We start from the raw sequence: 15,375 nt of genomic DNA, 5'->3' as shown, positions 1-15,375 counted from the left end.
GGATTCCAAAACGGCGGCGCAAAGTGTAACAGTCGCCCTTCACGCGCCCGTTGCGCATGCGGATGCGCAGCAGGCGCGCTGCGGTTAGGATGGGGACGGGAAGGGTCGTTTGCTGTCAGGGGATAAAGCCAGTGAAAAGGAAATACGCATGGGCCGCGATGGTGGCCTTGCTCGGGGGCGTGTGGTCGATGGCGCAGGCGCAGAACCTGCCCAAGCCCAAGGAGTTCTATTTCGACGAAGATCGCGGCACCACCAAGGCCGTGGTCGCTGTACAGGGGCAGGGCGATGCGGTGGTGGACCGCTTGGCGGCGATGGTGCAGCGTGACGCCCGCGCGGCCGAACCGCGCGCGCAGCTGGCATCGCTGGCCTATGCCGGTGGCCGCACGCAGTTGGGCGACGAGCTCTACCAGGGTGCCCTGGGGCTGGTCTCCAACGGCAGCCAGCAATACCGTGCCATCACCTGGAACTACGGCTGGGATCTGTTGCGCGCCGACCAGCCCGACAAGGCCTTGCAGCAGTGGGCCAGCCTGGCCAACGGCCGTCCGGCCGCGCCGGCCTGGTTGCCGACCACCGCCGCCCTGGCGCTATGGCGCAGCGGGCGTAAGCAGGAAGCGGTCGAGTGGTATGCCGCCGCAGTGCGCACCTGGCCGGATCGCTGGAGCAGCACCACCAGCTACGCCACCTTGCTGCCGGATTGGCGCGAGGCCGAACGCGCCAGCCTGGCCGAGGTCTTTGCGGCATGGCAGGCGAACCCGCCGGCGTTTCCGTAATTCGGCAGGCGGGCGCGCTGCAGAACGCCCCGTAGCGCGTCGCTGTGCATCACGTCGCACGTCGTTTTGCGGCCGGCGCCAGCGGGCAACGCAGCCACCGCTCCAAGTCGATTGCTTCGGGTGTCGTGCTTCGAAGGATTGGTCAGCGCTGATGGATCAGTTGTAGAGCGGATGATCTGCGGCTTTGTTGCAGGGCCCTTGCCCGCTCACCATCGCAGGACACGCCGCAAGTACGTCCGTGTAGGCTCTTACGCGGCATCCATGCCGCGTAAGGTCCCGCGACGGTGAGCGGGCAAGGACCAGTTGAGATGGTCGGTGTGCACGGTCAAGAGCGGTGCGCGATGTGCATCGCTGGAGAATGATGGGCTGGCTCAGTGGTCGATGCATCGAGCAAGCAGCTTTTCATTCGACTACCGACCAACTCTCTGGTGCGGTGTCCTTGCCGGTTGCGGGACCCTTGGCGGCATGGATGCCGCCAAGGAGCCTCCATGGACGGATTCACGGCGTGTCCCGCAAGCGGTGAGGGCACCGCGCACGCCACGGACCGAGCTTTTGACTTAAGCATCTGATCGCGACGAAACGAAGCCATCGCTCCAAGTCTCGATTGCTTTGGGTGCCGTGCTCAAAGAGCGCTGGTCAGCGCGGATCGATCAGTTGCAGAGCGGATGATCTGCGGCTTGGCTGCAGGGCCCTTGCCCGCCCACCATCGCAGGACACGCCGCAAGTACGTCCTTGTAGGCTCTTACGCGGCATCCATGCCGCGTAAGGTCCCGCGACGGTGAGCGGGCAAGGACCCGTCGAGATGGTCGGCAAGCCTCGACATGCCTGTCGCCAGGCGTTGAGCGACCGATCCGCGCCACGCGTAGGCTAGGCATGCTTGCCGATTTAGCCCGTCGCCGATCCAGGCACGACACGCTCACTATGCGATGCTGAGTGCCGCTTTCCCACGGACCTGACCACGCCATGGCGGTGGATGCATTTGCGTTGATTCTGGCGACGCTGGGGCTCGGCCTGCTGTTCGCGCGCTTGCGGGTGCTGCCGGACAACAGCGCCGACGTGCTCAATCGCATCGTGTTGTACATCTGCCTGCCAGCCTCGGTGCTGACCTATGTGCCGCGGTTGCATCTGGATGCCTCGCTGGGTGGCGTGATCGCCACGCCGTGGCTGCTGACCGCGATCATCGTGCCGCTGCTGTGGGGCTGCAGCCGCCTGTTCCGGTTCAAGCGCGAGGAATACGCCGCGCTGCTGATGTGCGTGGTGTTCACCAACTCCAGCTTCATCGGCTTTCCGATGGTGCGCGCGTTGATCGGCGATCACGCCCTGCCGTATGCGGTGGTCTACGACCAGTTCGGCACCTTCGTGCTGTTGTCTACCTTCGGGCTGTATGTGCTGGCCCGCTACAGCGGCGACACTCCGCCGACCGCGAGGCTGATCCTGTTGCGCGTGCTGCGCTTCCCACCGCTGTGGGCATTGCTGTTTGCATTGACCGTGATGCCGGAACAGCCGCCGACCTGGATCGGCGCGGGCTTGAAGAGCCTGTCCGACGCGATGCTGCCGCTGGTGATGCTGGCGGTGGGCTTTTCGCTGCAGCTGCGCCTGCCTGCGGACGAACTCAAACCCTTGGCCGTGGGTTTGGCCTTCAAGCTGGCCGTGATGCCGATCCTGGCGTTGCCGCTGTCGTTGGCGCTCGGCCTGCAGGGCGCGATGCTGCAGACCAACGTGCTCGAATCGGCCATGCCCACCATGATCACCGCCGCCGCGCTGGCCATCTCGCACCGGCTGGCACCGCGCCTGGCCGCAGCGATGGTCGGCTACAGCATTCTGCTGTCGCTGCTGACCCTGCCTGCATGGGCCTGGTTGCTGGTACGTCTGGTGGCTTGATGCGGCTGACGCCGTATGAAATGCTGGCCCGCAGCGCTGCGCGCACTACGAACAGGAGCAACACATGCACGGATATCGCTTGATCACCACTGCGCTGCTGTGGCTTGGCAGCGTTTGCATGGCACATTCGGCCATGGCGGCATCGCCTGCGCACGCACCGGCTCCGGCCGACGATCCGCTGGTGGATCAATGGGCACGCCAGGTCGGCCAGGTCATGCAGGCACGCCTGCGCAGCATGGCGGCCAGCGGCGAGCCCAGGCAGGTGTATCTGGCCGGGCTGTTGTGGGCCGATGCCGAGGACGACGCGGCGTCGACCGCAGATGGAGGTTATGCCCCCATCCAGCGCGTCTGGCTGCAGCGTGCCCTGGACGCGCGGCCGCGCGACCCGTTGGTGGCGCAGATGGAAGCAGCCGGTTGCGCACCCGCATTGCGCTGCGATCCGGGCGCTGCGCTGGCTTTCCTGGAGCAGGCCGATGCGGGCAATGCCGCTGTGCATCTGCGTGCCTATGCGGCTGCACAGCGCCGCGGCGACCAGGCCGCTGCCGAACGCGCCTGGCAGGCGGCGGTGCAGTCCGATCATTTCGACAACGGTACGCGGGAACTCGGCAAGGCCCTGCATGCCAGCTACGACGGCGTGCAATGGCCATCGCTGGCCTCGGTGAGCTTGCGCGCGCAACTCGACGCACAAGACATGCCTTCCACAGGCGCGGGCATGGCCGCGATGTTCGTGACGGTTGCCTGGTCTGCGCATGCACTCCCTGCGCTGGGCGATCTGATGCGGCGCTGCAGCCCCACCGCCGCTACGCCCGCGCTACGCGACGAATGCATGGCCGTGCTGAACAACGTGGCCAATGACGAGTCCGCCTTGGCCACCGCCATGATCGGCACCAGAGGCATGGTCGCACTGAGCAGCGGCGCCGACGCCGCGCGTTGGCAGGCGCGCATGCGCGAGCTGGAGTGGCTGCAGCAGCAAGCGCAGCGCCGCGCGCCCACGGCCGATGGCCTGGCCGTCGAGCTGGATGCCGTCCTGACGCAGGGCGAAGTGCCGGCGTTGCGTGCGCGGTTACAGCGCCAAGGCCTCGCAGCGCGACCGCCTGCCAATTGGCAGCCGGGCACGCCGAGCCGCCAGATCCGCTAGTCCAGCGCATGCCGCATCGGCACGTGCCAGTGCAGATGCTGCGGTGCGATGGCCGCCGCTGTCGGAGGTTTAACGCCTTTCGACTACCTCCTCACTTCGTCGCGGTGTACGCTGCCTGCCTGCTCCCGGAAGCGAGGCGTGCATGAAGACAGTCCTGGTGGCCGGCTCCAAAGGCGGCGTCGGCAAGACCACGATCGCCACCAATCTGGCCGCACATGCGGCCTTGCAGGGCCAGCGCACCGTGCTGGCAGATGCCGATCCGCAAGGCTCGTCCACGCGTTGGGCGCAGCGTCGCGCCAGCCTGGAAAGTGCGGTATTGCCGATCGATGCCACCCGTCGGCGCACCTGGCAGGCCGCGGTGCCCGACGGCACCGACCAGCTGATCATCGATGCCCCGGCCGGTGCGATGGCCGATGACCTGAGCGGCTTTCTCGACCACGTCGATGCCATCGTGGTGCCGGTGCTGTCCTCGGCGCTGGATATCGAAGCGGTGGTCGGCTTCCTCAACACGCTGGCCAAGGTACCGCGCGTGCATCAGCGCAAATTGCCGGTGGGCCTGGTGCTCAACCGCGCCCGTCCCTGGACCCAGACCTCGCAGCAGGCTGCCGAGATGATTGGCGGCTGGCCTTATCCCCTGGTGGCCCAGCTGCGCGACACCCAGGCCTATGTGGTGATGGCCGGATTGGGGCGCAGCCTGTTCGATTACCGCTCGGCGCAGGTGCGCGACCATCAACAGGACTGGGAGCCACTGTTCAAGTGGCTCAAGAAATCCTAGACCGGAGTGTTTTCATGCGCGAACTGATACTGCTGCGACATGCCCACGCCGAGCCGGCCGATACCGGCCAGGCCGATCTGGATCGCCCGCTGTCCCCGCACGGCATCGCCGAGGCCGAATCGGCCGGCCGCTGGCTGCGCGAGCAGCGCCTGGTGCCCGACCGCGTGCTGTGCTCGCCGGCGCGGCGTGCCCGTGAGACGCTGGAAGCGGTGCTGGAACTCACCGGCTATGTCGAACAACGCCTGGATGAGCGGATCTACGACGCGACGCCCGGCACGCTGGCCAGCCTGGTGGACGAACACCGCGATGCCGAGCGCCTGCTGCTGGTCGGCCACAATCCGGGCCTGGAACGGCTGGCCGCCCTGATGCACAGCGGCCAGACCGGCGACTACCGCGGCATGCCGACCGCCGCGATCGCCTTGCTGGCACTACCGCTGGACGCGGCCATCGAACCGGGCATCGCCCGCCTGACCGCCTTCTGGTGGCCTTGATCCGTGCCATTGTCGCTGCGCTGGTTCACCTGGCTCGCGCTCTGGGTCGCGTTTCCCTGCTTGGCGCAGCAGACGCTGCATTCCATCGATCCGGTGCAATCGCGCTTCGGGTTCGAGATCAGGACGCGCTTTGGCATGAAGATCGAGGGGTTTTTTCCGCGATTTCGGGGTGAACTGGCGGAATTGCCCAACGGGCGCCAGCAGGTGCGGTTCCGCCTGGATGCCACCCAGGTGGAAATTCCCGCCAAGGATCGCTATACGTCATGGATGCGCGGAGAGGATTTTTTCGACGTCGCGCGGTATCCGGTAGTGGAATTCGAGTCGTTTCCCTACCCTGCGGAGGTGGTGAAAAAGGGCGGCGACATCACCGGCAACCTGACCATTCGCGGAATCACCCATGTCGAGACCCTGCATGTGGTGCCGGCTGACTGTGCGCGGCCGGGCTATGATTGCGATGTGATCAGTCGAGGTACGGTCCTGCGTGGACGTTACGGAATGAATGCGTGGCAGATGGCCCTGGGCGACAGGGTGACGTTCATTCTGCGTGGGCGGTTGCAGGAGGCGCGGCGCCCGTGAGGTTCCTGTTGAGGGTGCTTGTGCTGGCAACGCTGTTGCTCGGCACCGGATGCGCCGGCCTGTCGCAAATCGAGCGCAACCGTGCCGCAGGGGTGGCGGCGGCGGCGCGCAGCACCGTGGTCAGCTGCACGCAGGCCAATCGCTGCGCCCAGCTCTCGCCGCTGCGCGCGCTGGGGGGCGAGGCGATCACCGCCTCCACACCGGCCGCGCCACGGCATTACGCCACCATCGTCGATCACGGCGAAGAATCGCTGGTGGCGCGGCTCAACCTGATCCGTAGTGCCACCCGCAGCATCGACCTGCAGACCTACATCTTCGACAAGGACGACAGCGCGCGCATGGTGCTGGATGCGCTGATCGATGCGGCGCAGCGTGGGGTCAAGGTCCGCATCCTGATCGATCAGCTCTCGGCGATTGCCGATCTGCAGATTCTCGGTGCGCTGGCCAGCACCCACGAAAACCTGCAGCTACGCATCTACAACCCGACCTTCGGCAAGGTCAAACTCAATTATTTCGATTATGCCGGCAGCGTGGTGTGTTGCTTCCGCCGCTTCAACCAGCGCATGCACAACAAGCTGCTGGTGGTGGACGACGTGCTCGGCGTGGTCGGCGGACGCAACTACCAGGACGACTATTACGACTGGGACAGCGAGTACAACTTCCGCGACCGCGACGTGATCCTGGCCGGGCCGGAAGTGCGCGCGATGGCGGCCAATTTCGATGCATTCTGGCGCGCGCGCCGCAGCGTACCGGCCGAGCGTCTGAACGATGTCGGTCGCCTGCTGCTGGAACAGGGCGCGCCCAAGATGCCGCCGGCCACGTTCCGCCGCCCCGATCGGGTGGAGCGGGTCGATGACGAGGCGCGCGATCCGCAGTTCGTGCGCGATGCGTTCGTGACCGGGGCCATGCCGGTGCAGCGCGTGCTGTATGTGGCCGACCTGCCGCAGAAGCATCGCAAGGAGCACGCCGCCAAGGCGGTATCCACCGCGCCCGAGCTGGACGGCCTGATTGCCGGCGCGCAGCAGGAAGTGCTGCTGCAGACGCCGTATCTGGTGCTGTCGGACGAGGCCCAGGCGATCTTCCGCGCATTGCGCCAGCGCCCGCAGCCGCCGCGGATCGTGGTGTCGACCAATAGCCTGGCCGCCACCGACAACCCGATCGTGTATGCGCTGTCGTACAAGTTCAAACGCCGCAACATGCGCGAGCTGGGCTTCAATCTGTACGAGTTCAAGCCGTTCCCGTTGGATGCGCCGGTGGAGTACGCCAACCTGGTGCCCGATCCGCTCAACCCCGAAGCGGCCGAGCCGGCCGAAGACGATGGTCGGGTCAACCGTGTGATCGGCGGCAGTGCGGCCGGCAACGCCATGCGTGGCAGTGGTGGCGGTGGCGGTGGCACAGCCGGCAATGCGGTCCGCGGCAGCGGTGGCGTCGCAGGCCGCACGCCTGGCGGCAGCGAGGTCGATCGGCGCGTGCTGCGCACCGAGACACGGCCCTCGTTCCTGGGCACGCGGGCGGTCAACAAGCCGCTGCCGGTGACCCGTGCCGGTGCGCGCATGGGCCTGCATGCCAAGTCGTTGGTGGTGGATCGCCGCATCGGCGTGATCGGCACGCACAACTTCGATCCGCGTAGCGAAAACTACAACACCGAGGCGGCGGTGGTGATCGACGATGCGCGCTTTGCGCAGGCGCTGGCGGCCAGCATCGAACGCGACATGGCGCCGGAAAACGCCTGGACCGTGGCCTCGCGCGAAAAGCCGCCGGTGCTGAGCGGATTGAACTACAGCGTGGGCAAGGTGTCCGAAGCCTTGCCGGTGCTGGATTTCTGGCCCTGGCGCTACGCCACCAATTACGAGTTCCAGCCGGGGCCGGGTTGCCCGTTTCCGCTCAAGCGCCAGGACCCGCAGTTCCGGCAGTGCTATGTGGCGGTAGGCGATTTCCCCGAGGTCAACGTCGGCCCGAAGTGGCTGCTGGTGCGGATGCTGACCGCCTTCGGTGCAGGATTGGTGCCGATCCTTTGATCGCCGCGCCGGTCCGGGGCCAGCATCGAGCGACGCGTGGTAACTGGTGCATCGTGGAGTGACGTACCGCTGCAATGGCGCGGTGCGCCGACGTGGGAAGCGGCGCGCCGCACACCGCCAACCAGCTGAAGTCACCATCGCGGCCTGACTTGCAGCACCAGCCAAAGGCAGTTGCATCCAACCCCAGCGCCGCAGATGCTTTCCCGATTCCCGATTCCCGATTCCCGATTCCCGATTCCCGATTCCCGATTCCCGATCCCCAATCCCCAATCCCCAATCCCCAATCCCCAATCCCCAGCCTATGACCTTCCGCGAACCCGTCGACCTGGCCGCCCTCAACGCCTCCAGCCGCGATACCTTGATCGACCATCTGGGCATCGTGTTCACCGCCGCCGGCGACGACTGGTTGAGCGCCACCATGCCGGTGGATGCGCGTACCAAGCAGCCGTACGGCCTGCTGCACGGCGGTGCGTCGGTGGTATTGGCTGAAACCCTGGGCAGCAGCGCCGGCAACCTGTGCGTGGATATGACCGCCCAGATGTGCGTGGGGCTGGAGATCAATGCCAATCACCTGCGCGCCGCCACCGACGGCCTGGTCACCGGCACTGCGCGTGCGGTGCATGTGGGACGCAGCACCCAGGTGTGGGACATCACCATCGAGAATCCGGCCGGCAAGCGCGTCTGCGTCTCGCGGCTGACCCTGGCCGTGGTCCCGCGCAGCAATGGCTGAGCACGCCGTGCAAGTGCATGGGTGGAACAGCGCCACCCGCGGCGGGCACTGCGCGCAGGCCACGCTGCTGTCACAATAGTTGCGCTTCCTTCCCCTGGTACCGGTCCCGTTCCGTCAATGAGCGAGTCATCCCTGGACGCCACGCGCGATGCTGGCAGCGTGTTGCGTTGGTTCCGGTACCTGTATCGGGTGCCGTTGTTGCTGATGCATCTGAGCATCTGCCTGCCGATCACCATGCTGTGCGTGGTGGCACCGCCGCTGGCGCGCATCCGTACCGGGCGCGACGACACCCTGGACGAGCTGATGATCCGTTGGTGGCAGGGCAACCTGATGCGCATCTTCGGGTTTCGCCTGCGTCGCTTCGGCACCCCGCTGCCGGGCGCGACCCTGTTCGTGGCCAACCATGTCAGCTGGGTCGACATCTCGATGCTGCACAGCCAGCGCGTGATGGGTTTTGTGGCCAAGCGCGAAATCGCCGGCTGGCCGCTGGTCGGCTGGCTGGCGACCAAGGGCCAGACCATCTTCCATCAGCGCGGCAATACCGAATCGCTGGGCGGGGTGCTGCAGGAAATGCTGCTGCGTCTGCGCAGCGGCAAGCCGGTGGGCGTGTTTCCCGAAGGCCGCACCCGTGGCGGTACCGAAGTCGGCCCGTTCCATGCGCGCATCTTCCAGGCCGCGGTCGAGGCCGGCGTGCCGGTGCAGCCGGTGGCGCTGCGTTACGGCGAGCGCGGCAATGCGCAGGCGGTGGTGGCGTTCGGCGAGCGCGAGAGTTTCTTCGCCAATATCGTGCGGCTGCTCGGCGAGCCGTCGCGGCTGGCCGAGGTGCATTTTCTAGAGCCGATCCGCGCGCTGGATATCGAAGGCCGTCGCCGCCTGGCCGATACCTCGCGGCAACGCATCATCGCGGCGATGGAGTCCTGAGCCGACGATGCAAACGCTCATCCTCCCTGCGGCCAGCACCATCTTGTCTGGCCCGATGAGCGCATGAACGCCTCCGACTATCTGCCGCCGCGCTGGCTGCGCAATCCGCATGTGCAATCGGTGCTGGGCAGCAGTGCCTTGCGCCGGATCCGCAGCCGCCAGGTGCTGGCCGCCAGCGGCGCGGTGACCAGCGAACATATTCTCGACGGCGGCGACGGCGTGCGCCTGCAGGGCTGGATGAGCATCCCGCCCGGCGATGCGCCGGTACGCGGCACGGTGCTGCTGCTGCACGGCTGGGAAGGCAGTGCCGACTCGAACTACATGCGGCTGACCGCCGCGCGCCTGCTCGGCCTGGGCTATCAGGTGTTCCGGCTGAACTTCCGCGACCACGGCGGCACGCACCACCTCAACGTGGACCTGTTCCACTCCGATCGGATCGGGGAAGTGGTCAATGCGGCGGGCGATCTGTGGCGACGGTTCCCCGCGCCGCAGCTGCTGGCGGCGGGCTATTCGCTGGGTGGCAATTTCGCGTTGCGGCTGGCACTGCGTGCACCGGCGGCCGGTCTGCCGCTGGCGCGCGTGGCGGCGGTGTGCCCGCTGCTGGACCCGGCGGCGACGATGCTGCAGCTGGAAAAAGGCCCGCAGTTCTACGATTGGTATTTCCGCCGCAAGTGGCGCGACTCGCTGCTGCGCAAGCGCAAGCTGTTCCCCGATCAGCACGGCTACGACGACGCCACCCTGGCGCTGGACATGCGCGGGTTGATGGCCTGGCTGGCCGAGCAGCACACCGGGCATGGCACGCTGGAAGCGTATTTCGACAGTTATTCGATCGCCGGCGAGCGCCTGACCGGTCTGCAGGTGCCGGTGGACATCCTGATGGCCGAAGACGACCCGGTCATTCCGTTCGAGGATTTCGCCGGCTGGCAGCTGCCGGCGCACGCACAGCTGGAAATCGCGCGCTGGGGCGGCCACTGCGGCTTTCTGGAAAACGCCCGCGGCGATGGTTTTGCCGAACGCTGGGTGGCCGAGCGGCTGGCGGCGCAGGCGTAAGTCGGCGCCACCTCGCGCATCGTTACAATAGGCGTTTGTCCTGGACACGCCCTCCGCCATGCAAGACGCCATTCTTCAAGCCCTGCGCCGCAATGCGGCCGACGATGCGGTGGCGCTGGCCCGCGAGTGGGTCCTCAGCGCGCCCGAGACCGCCGCCACGCATCGTTGGCTGGGTTTGGCCCTGCAGCAGCAGGGTCAACCGGCGCTGGCGCTGGCCAGCATCGAAACCGCGCTGACGCTGACGCCGGAAGATGCCGACCTGCACCTGCTGCGCGCCGGCTTGCTGTTGGCGATGCGCGAGCTGTCCGCGGCGGACGATGCGCTGTCGCGCACCACCGCGCTCGACCCCAACCAGTTCAACGCCTACGTGATGCAGGCGCATCTGGCGGTGGCGCGCGGCGATCTGGACGAGGCGCAGCGGCTGAGCCGCACCGCCGCACGTTTGGCGCCCGAGCACCCGCAGCTGCTGGCCGTCGATGGCGTGGTGGAGCTGCGTCGCGGCCAGGGCGAGCGCGCGCTGTCGCTGCTGACCCGTGCCGCCGAGCAACTGCCCGACGACCCGCGGGTGATGTTCGCGCTGGGCTTTGCGTATCTGCAGAAGGAGCACTTCGCGTTTGCCGAGCGCGCCTTCGAGCGCGTGGTGGAGCTCAATCCGCCGGGTACCGCGCTGCGCGCCTTCATCGCCCAGCTCGCCCAGCGCCAGGGCCGCCTGGACGACGCGCTGGCCGCGATGCAGGGCGTGTTCGCCCAGCCCGGCGGCGATCTCCCGGCCATGCGCCGGCTCGCCGGCGAGATGGAATTGCAGGCCGGTCGCCCCGACCAGGCCGCCGCGCACCTGCGCCTGGCGCTGGCCCACTGGCCGGCCGACCGCCGCACCCTGCATGCCTTGCTGACCGCCTGGGAGCGGCTGGGCGCGGTGGACGATGCGCGCGACACCCTGGACGCGGCGCTGGCCACCTCGGCCAATGCGCACGACCTGTGGCTGGCGCGGCTGGCGGTGGAGCCAGTCGGCGGGCCGCAGGCGCAGGCGGTGATCGAGCGCTGGCTGCTGGGCATGCCCGAGCATCTGCCGGCGCTGGAAGCGCTGATGCGCGTGCACGACATGCAGGGCCATGCCGAACAGGCGGAAATGGTGGCGCGCCAGATCGTGGCGGTGGAGCCGGGCCGCATCAGCGGCGAGCAACGCATCGTCGAGGCGCTGCTGGAACGCGACCCGCCGGCGGCGATCGCCTGCGTGCAATCGCTGATCGACTCGCTGCCCGAACCCCAGCAGACCGTGCTGCGGCCGTGGTTGGGCAACGTGCAGGACCGCGCCGGCCAACCCGACGCTGCCGTGGCGACCTGGATGCAGTTCCAGCGCGAACAGGCCCAGCACCGCCTGCCGTTGCCGCCGCAGGCCGCCAAGCAGCCGATGCAGTGGCCGGAGCTGGGGACCATTCCTGAAACGGTGACGGCACGGCCGCTGTTCGTATGGGGCACGCCCGGCTCGCATGTCGAACGCCTGGTCGCGGTGATGGGCGCGGCCACCCCGCTGGTGCGCGACGACCGCTATGGCAGCACGCCGCCGTCCGACGCGCTGCAGAGCTACCGCACCGTCGAGCAGCTGGCGTCCGGCGAGCTGGCGCCGATGGCGCTGGTGGAAGGCTGGAAGGCGCAGCTGCCGCGGCGCGGCATCGACGACGGCAACGTCATCGACTGGCTGCTGTGGTGGGACAACACCTTGCTGACCGCGCTGCGCCCGCATCTGCCCGAAGGCCGGCTGGCGATCGCGCTACGCGACCCGCGCGACATGCTGCTGGACTGGCTGTCGGCCGGCGCGCCGGCACCGCTGGCCGTGCAATCGCCGCAGCAGGCCGCCGACTGGCTGCTGACGGCGCTCGAACAGCTCGCGGTGCTGCATGAGCGCGATCTGTATCCGCACCGGATCATCCGCCTGGACGGTATCGAGAGCGACCCGCAAGGCATCTCCACCGCGCTGGAACAGGCGTTCGGCCTGCGCTTCCCGCTGGTCGAACCGCGCGGCCCGGCCCGCCTGGCCGCGGGTCGCTGGCGCAACTACCGCAACTTACTGGGCGCGCAATTCGATCTGCTTACGCTGATCGCGGTGCGCTTCGGCTACCCGCAGGACTGAGCGCCGCCCAGCACGGCTGCGTGGGTGCGGCATGCCATCGGCGGCGCAGCTCGCACCGCCTCGTAGGAGCGGCCCCGGCCGCGACGAGGCGTTACCGACGATGCGTCGCCACCGAATGATGTGGCGTTACCGAGAACGCCCCGTCGCGGCCAGGTCCGCTCCTACGGTCGGTGCGGATTGGCCGGCGCCAGCACTGACTGACTATGGCGTTGCCTGCCGAGCGCACGCGGACGGCGCGCGACGCGGCACGCGGGCGCTGCAGCGTCCATGTTACCGATGCACGATCACGCGGCCGCGGTGTCCGTTGGTGTGGTGAACCGGCAGCGATAAACCCGGCCGGGCGCACCAGAGGGTTCCATGGCGATGGCTTCCTCTGCGGCGCGGGCCCAGGCACCCTGGTCGGCCTCATTCCCTCGGAGACCCCCGCATGCGCCTGACCAGCAACAGCATCGAAAACGGCAAGTCCATCGCGGCGGAATTTGCCGCCGGAACGCCCGAGGGCTTTGCGCCCAACCGCAACCCGCATCTGGCCTGGAGCGAGGTACCGGCCGGCACGCGCTCGTTCGCGCTGCTGTGCCTGGACCCGGATGTGCCGACCGTGCCGGAGACCGTGGGCCGCGACGACGTGCAGATTCCGGTCGATCAGCCACGCACCGATTTTGTGCATTGGGCGATGGCCGATATCCCTACGGACGTGCATGCGATCGCCGCAGGCAGCTGCAGCGACGGCTTCGTGCCCAAGGGCAAGCAGCAGCCGGCCGGCCCGGCCGGTGCGCGCCAGGGCCTGAATTCGTATACCGAATGGTTCGCCGGCAATGCCGACATGGCCGGCAACTATCTGGGCTACGACGGCCCGTACCCGCCGTTCAACGACCTGCGTGTGCACCGCTACTTCTTCCGCGTGTTTGCGCTGGACGTGGCGCAACTCGGCCTGCCCGAGACCTTCACCGCGGCCGATGTGCTGGCGGCGATCCAGGGCCACGTGCTGGCCGAGGCGGCGTTGCACGGCACCTACACGCTGAATCCGGCGCTGCGCTGACGGCAACGAACGGTCCTGCGCAACCGCTTAGGGTGCCCGGGGCCGGTGCGGCCAGCGGTGCCCCTGGTGCGTGCGGCGTCGCTCGCACCACCGCCGCCACACCCGCTAACCGTTGGCTTCGATCATCTGCTCGAGCACGTACACCGGCGCACCGTCCGTGCCTGCGGCAGCCGGGTAGCGGGTGACGCGCAGCAGGGTGCGGATGCCGGCTTCGTGTTCGAAGCCTTCGATCTTGCCCTCGAAGACTTGCCAGGTCCGGGTGACAGGCTGCCCTGCCGCATCCTGTTCGCGCAGTTTCAGGCATTGGCGTGCCGGATCGGACCCGCATGGCACGGTGTCGGCCGCCACTTCGATCAGCAGCGTCTGACCGGGGCCGCCATAGCGTGTGGCGGCCGTGGCGACACCGCCGAACACCAGCCGGGTGCCGTCGCTGCGGGTCAGGGTCAGCTGCCGACCGTTTTGTGCGGCGTTCAGTGCCACCGCGAAGCGCCCGGACAGCAACGCGCTGGCGGCGCGTTCCTGGGCCATCCGCCGCGGTTGCGGGCACAGGCGTTTGCTCGACACCACCCGGCCGATCTGCAAATGCGCCTGCGCCACGCTGTAGTCGGCGCCCAATGCGTTGCAGGTCTGGCTGACCTGGATGCGTTGATCGCTGAAATCCAGCTGCAAGGGCGGGGTGCCGGCGACGAACAGACTGCGCAAGGCGGTGCCGTGCGCATCGCTGGCCTGTTGCAGCTGCCAGTGTTGCGCCTGCAAGGCGGCCTGTAACGGCGCATTGTCGGCGGCGATTGGGGTGCTCGCGGCCGGCTCGGCGGCAGCGGGGTCGGCGCTGGATCCGGGCGCCTGCGGCGGCGTGTTCGACCCGCAGGCCGTCACGCCCGCTGCCAGCAGTGCAGGGGCAAACAACACGGCACGCATGCGGCGGCTCCCGGTGATCGATATGTCAGTGATACCGCCACCGCGCGGCCAGGGCAATGATGCACGTCACTGCCCGGCCACGTGCCCTGCATGTCGCGCCGGCTCAACCGGCACGGCACGCGACCGCATGGCGGTCTCAGGCCAGCGCCGGCAGCCACAACAGCAGGGCAGCGCCCAGCACGATGCGGTAGACCGCAAACACCGTGAAGCGGTGCTTCTTGATATAGCCCAGCAGCCACTTCACCACCACAAAGCCGGTGATGGTCGCCGCCACGAAGGCCACCGCCACATCGGCCCAGTTCTCGCTGCCGACGCCGCCTTCCTTGTACATTTCCAGCAGGGCATAGGCGCTGGCCGCGAACATGGTCGGGATGCCCACCATGAACACGAAATCCGCCGCCGCCGAGCGCTTGCTCAGGCCCAGCAGCATGGCCAGGAAGATCGCCGAGGCCGAGCGCGAGGTGCCGGGGAACACACCGGCCACCACCTGCGCCAGACCCACCGCGATGGCGACCTTCCAGGTCACCACATCGCGCTCGGGCAATTTGCCGGCAAAGTGCTCGGCCACCAGCATCCACAGCCCGCCGATCAGCAACGCCCAGGCCACCGGCTGCACGGTTTCCGGCAGCTGCCAGCCAGCCTTGCGCACGATCAGCCCCACCACCGCGGTAACCAGGAAGGCCACGCCGATCTTGAGCACGTAGTCGCGGTTGTCGCGTTGGCCCAGGCCGGTGGCCAGGGTCCACAGCTTCTGCCGCAGCGCCAGGCAGATCGCCAGGATCGCGCCGGCCTGGATGACGATGTTGAAGAAGTCAGAACGGCGTCCGAGCCATTGTTCGGCGATCAGCAGATGGCCGGTGCTGGAGATCGGCAGGAATTCGGTGAGGCCTTCGAGAATGCCCAACAGCAGGGCGGAAATCAGATCGGACATCGGACT

General features: G+C 67.8%; 14 protein-coding genes and 1 pseudogene. 13 read left to right on the top strand and 2 right to left on the bottom strand.

Translation table 11 applies throughout. The features are described from left to right. Nucleotides 1–131: 131 nt before the first annotated feature. The 13 genes and pseudogenes from FHT08_RS12790 to FHT08_RS12735 all read left to right on the top strand — a co-directional run bounded on the left by FHT08_RS12790 (nucleotide 132) and on the right by FHT08_RS12735 (nucleotide 13,520). Nucleotides 132–770 carry a hypothetical protein gene (locus FHT08_RS12790; RefSeq protein WP_104606673.1) on the top strand — a complete coding sequence of 213 codons (639 nt, stop codon included), beginning with the start codon at nucleotides 132–134 and terminating at the stop codon, nucleotides 768–770. Nucleotides 771–1,027: 257 nt separating this feature from the next. Then, nucleotides 1,028–1,293: pseudogene (locus FHT08_RS20210) on the top strand (hypothetical protein). Between the two features lie 440 nt (nucleotides 1,294–1,733). Further along, nucleotides 1,734–2,651, top strand: coding sequence for an AEC family transporter (locus tag FHT08_RS12785; protein ID WP_104606674.1), 918 nt, complete (start codon nucleotides 1,734–1,736; stop codon nucleotides 2,649–2,651). A gap of 64 nt (nucleotides 2,652–2,715) precedes the next feature. Beyond that, nucleotides 2,716–3,789: a hypothetical protein gene (locus tag FHT08_RS12780; protein ID WP_166775275.1), complete on the top strand. Its 1,074-nt coding sequence runs from the start codon at nucleotides 2,716–2,718 to the stop codon at nucleotides 3,787–3,789. Between the two features lie 142 nt (nucleotides 3,790–3,931). Next, nucleotides 3,932–4,564, top strand: a complete 633-nt coding sequence (locus FHT08_RS12775; RefSeq protein WP_104606676.1) for a ParA family protein — start codon at nucleotides 3,932–3,934, stop codon at nucleotides 4,562–4,564. Between the two features lie 14 nt (nucleotides 4,565–4,578). Then, on the top strand, nucleotides 4,579–5,055 hold the full coding sequence (locus FHT08_RS12770; RefSeq protein WP_104538954.1) for a histidine phosphatase family protein: 477 nt from the start codon (nucleotides 4,579–4,581) through the stop codon (nucleotides 5,053–5,055). Between the two features lie 3 nt (nucleotides 5,056–5,058). Then, a complete protein-coding gene (locus tag FHT08_RS12765; protein ID WP_104606677.1) occupies nucleotides 5,059–5,631 on the top strand; it encodes a YceI family protein in 573 nt (190 codons plus the stop codon). Beyond that, on the top strand, nucleotides 5,628–7,649 hold the full coding sequence (locus tag FHT08_RS12760) for a phospholipase D family protein (protein ID WP_104606678.1): 2,022 nt from the start codon (nucleotides 5,628–5,630) through the stop codon (nucleotides 7,647–7,649). The genes FHT08_RS12765 and FHT08_RS12760 overlap by 4 nt, the downstream gene beginning before the upstream one ends. A 301-nt stretch (nucleotides 7,650–7,950) precedes the next feature. Next, nucleotides 7,951–8,379, top strand: a complete 429-nt coding sequence (locus tag FHT08_RS12755; protein WP_104538950.1) for a hotdog fold thioesterase — start codon at nucleotides 7,951–7,953, stop codon at nucleotides 8,377–8,379. 21 nt (nucleotides 8,380–8,400) lie between these two features. Beyond that, nucleotides 8,401–9,300, top strand: a complete 900-nt coding sequence (locus tag FHT08_RS12750) for a lysophospholipid acyltransferase family protein (protein ID WP_181126434.1) — start codon at nucleotides 8,401–8,403, stop codon at nucleotides 9,298–9,300. 63 nt (nucleotides 9,301–9,363) lie between these two features. Next, nucleotides 9,364–10,350, top strand: coding sequence for an alpha/beta fold hydrolase (locus FHT08_RS12745; protein ID WP_104606679.1), 987 nt, complete (start codon nucleotides 9,364–9,366; stop codon nucleotides 10,348–10,350). Between the two features lie 58 nt (nucleotides 10,351–10,408). Then, a complete protein-coding gene (locus FHT08_RS12740; protein WP_166775274.1) occupies nucleotides 10,409–12,481 on the top strand; it encodes a tetratricopeptide repeat protein in 2,073 nt (690 codons plus the stop codon). 427 nt (nucleotides 12,482–12,908) lie between these two features. After that, nucleotides 12,909–13,520 (top strand): YbhB/YbcL family Raf kinase inhibitor-like protein, encoded by a 612-nt coding sequence (locus FHT08_RS12735; protein ID WP_104606680.1) that lies wholly within the window; start codon nucleotides 12,909–12,911, stop codon nucleotides 13,518–13,520. A gap of 105 nt (nucleotides 13,521–13,625) precedes the next feature. Here FHT08_RS12735 and FHT08_RS12730 read toward each other — a convergent pair whose 3' ends face one another. Both FHT08_RS12730 and FHT08_RS12725 read right to left on the bottom strand, forming a co-directional pair. Next, nucleotides 13,626–14,438, bottom strand: coding sequence for an META and DUF4377 domain-containing protein (locus FHT08_RS12730; RefSeq protein WP_104606681.1), 813 nt, complete (start codon nucleotides 14,436–14,438; stop codon nucleotides 13,626–13,628). 136 nt (nucleotides 14,439–14,574) lie between these two features. Further along, a complete protein-coding gene (locus FHT08_RS12725) occupies nucleotides 14,575–15,369 on the bottom strand; it encodes an undecaprenyl-diphosphate phosphatase (protein WP_104538945.1) in 795 nt (264 codons plus the stop codon). Between the last annotated feature and the right edge of the window lie 6 nt (nucleotides 15,370–15,375).

The sequence above is a fragment of the Xanthomonas sp. CFBP 8151 genome, from assembly GCF_011761885.1.
In the GTDB taxonomy this organism is placed as follows: Bacteria; Pseudomonadota; Gammaproteobacteria; order Xanthomonadales; family Xanthomonadaceae; genus Xanthomonas; species Xanthomonas arboricola_B.
The sequence above is the reverse complement of the archived record's forward strand: the minus strand, read 5'-3'. Positions and strand labels throughout refer to the sequence as shown.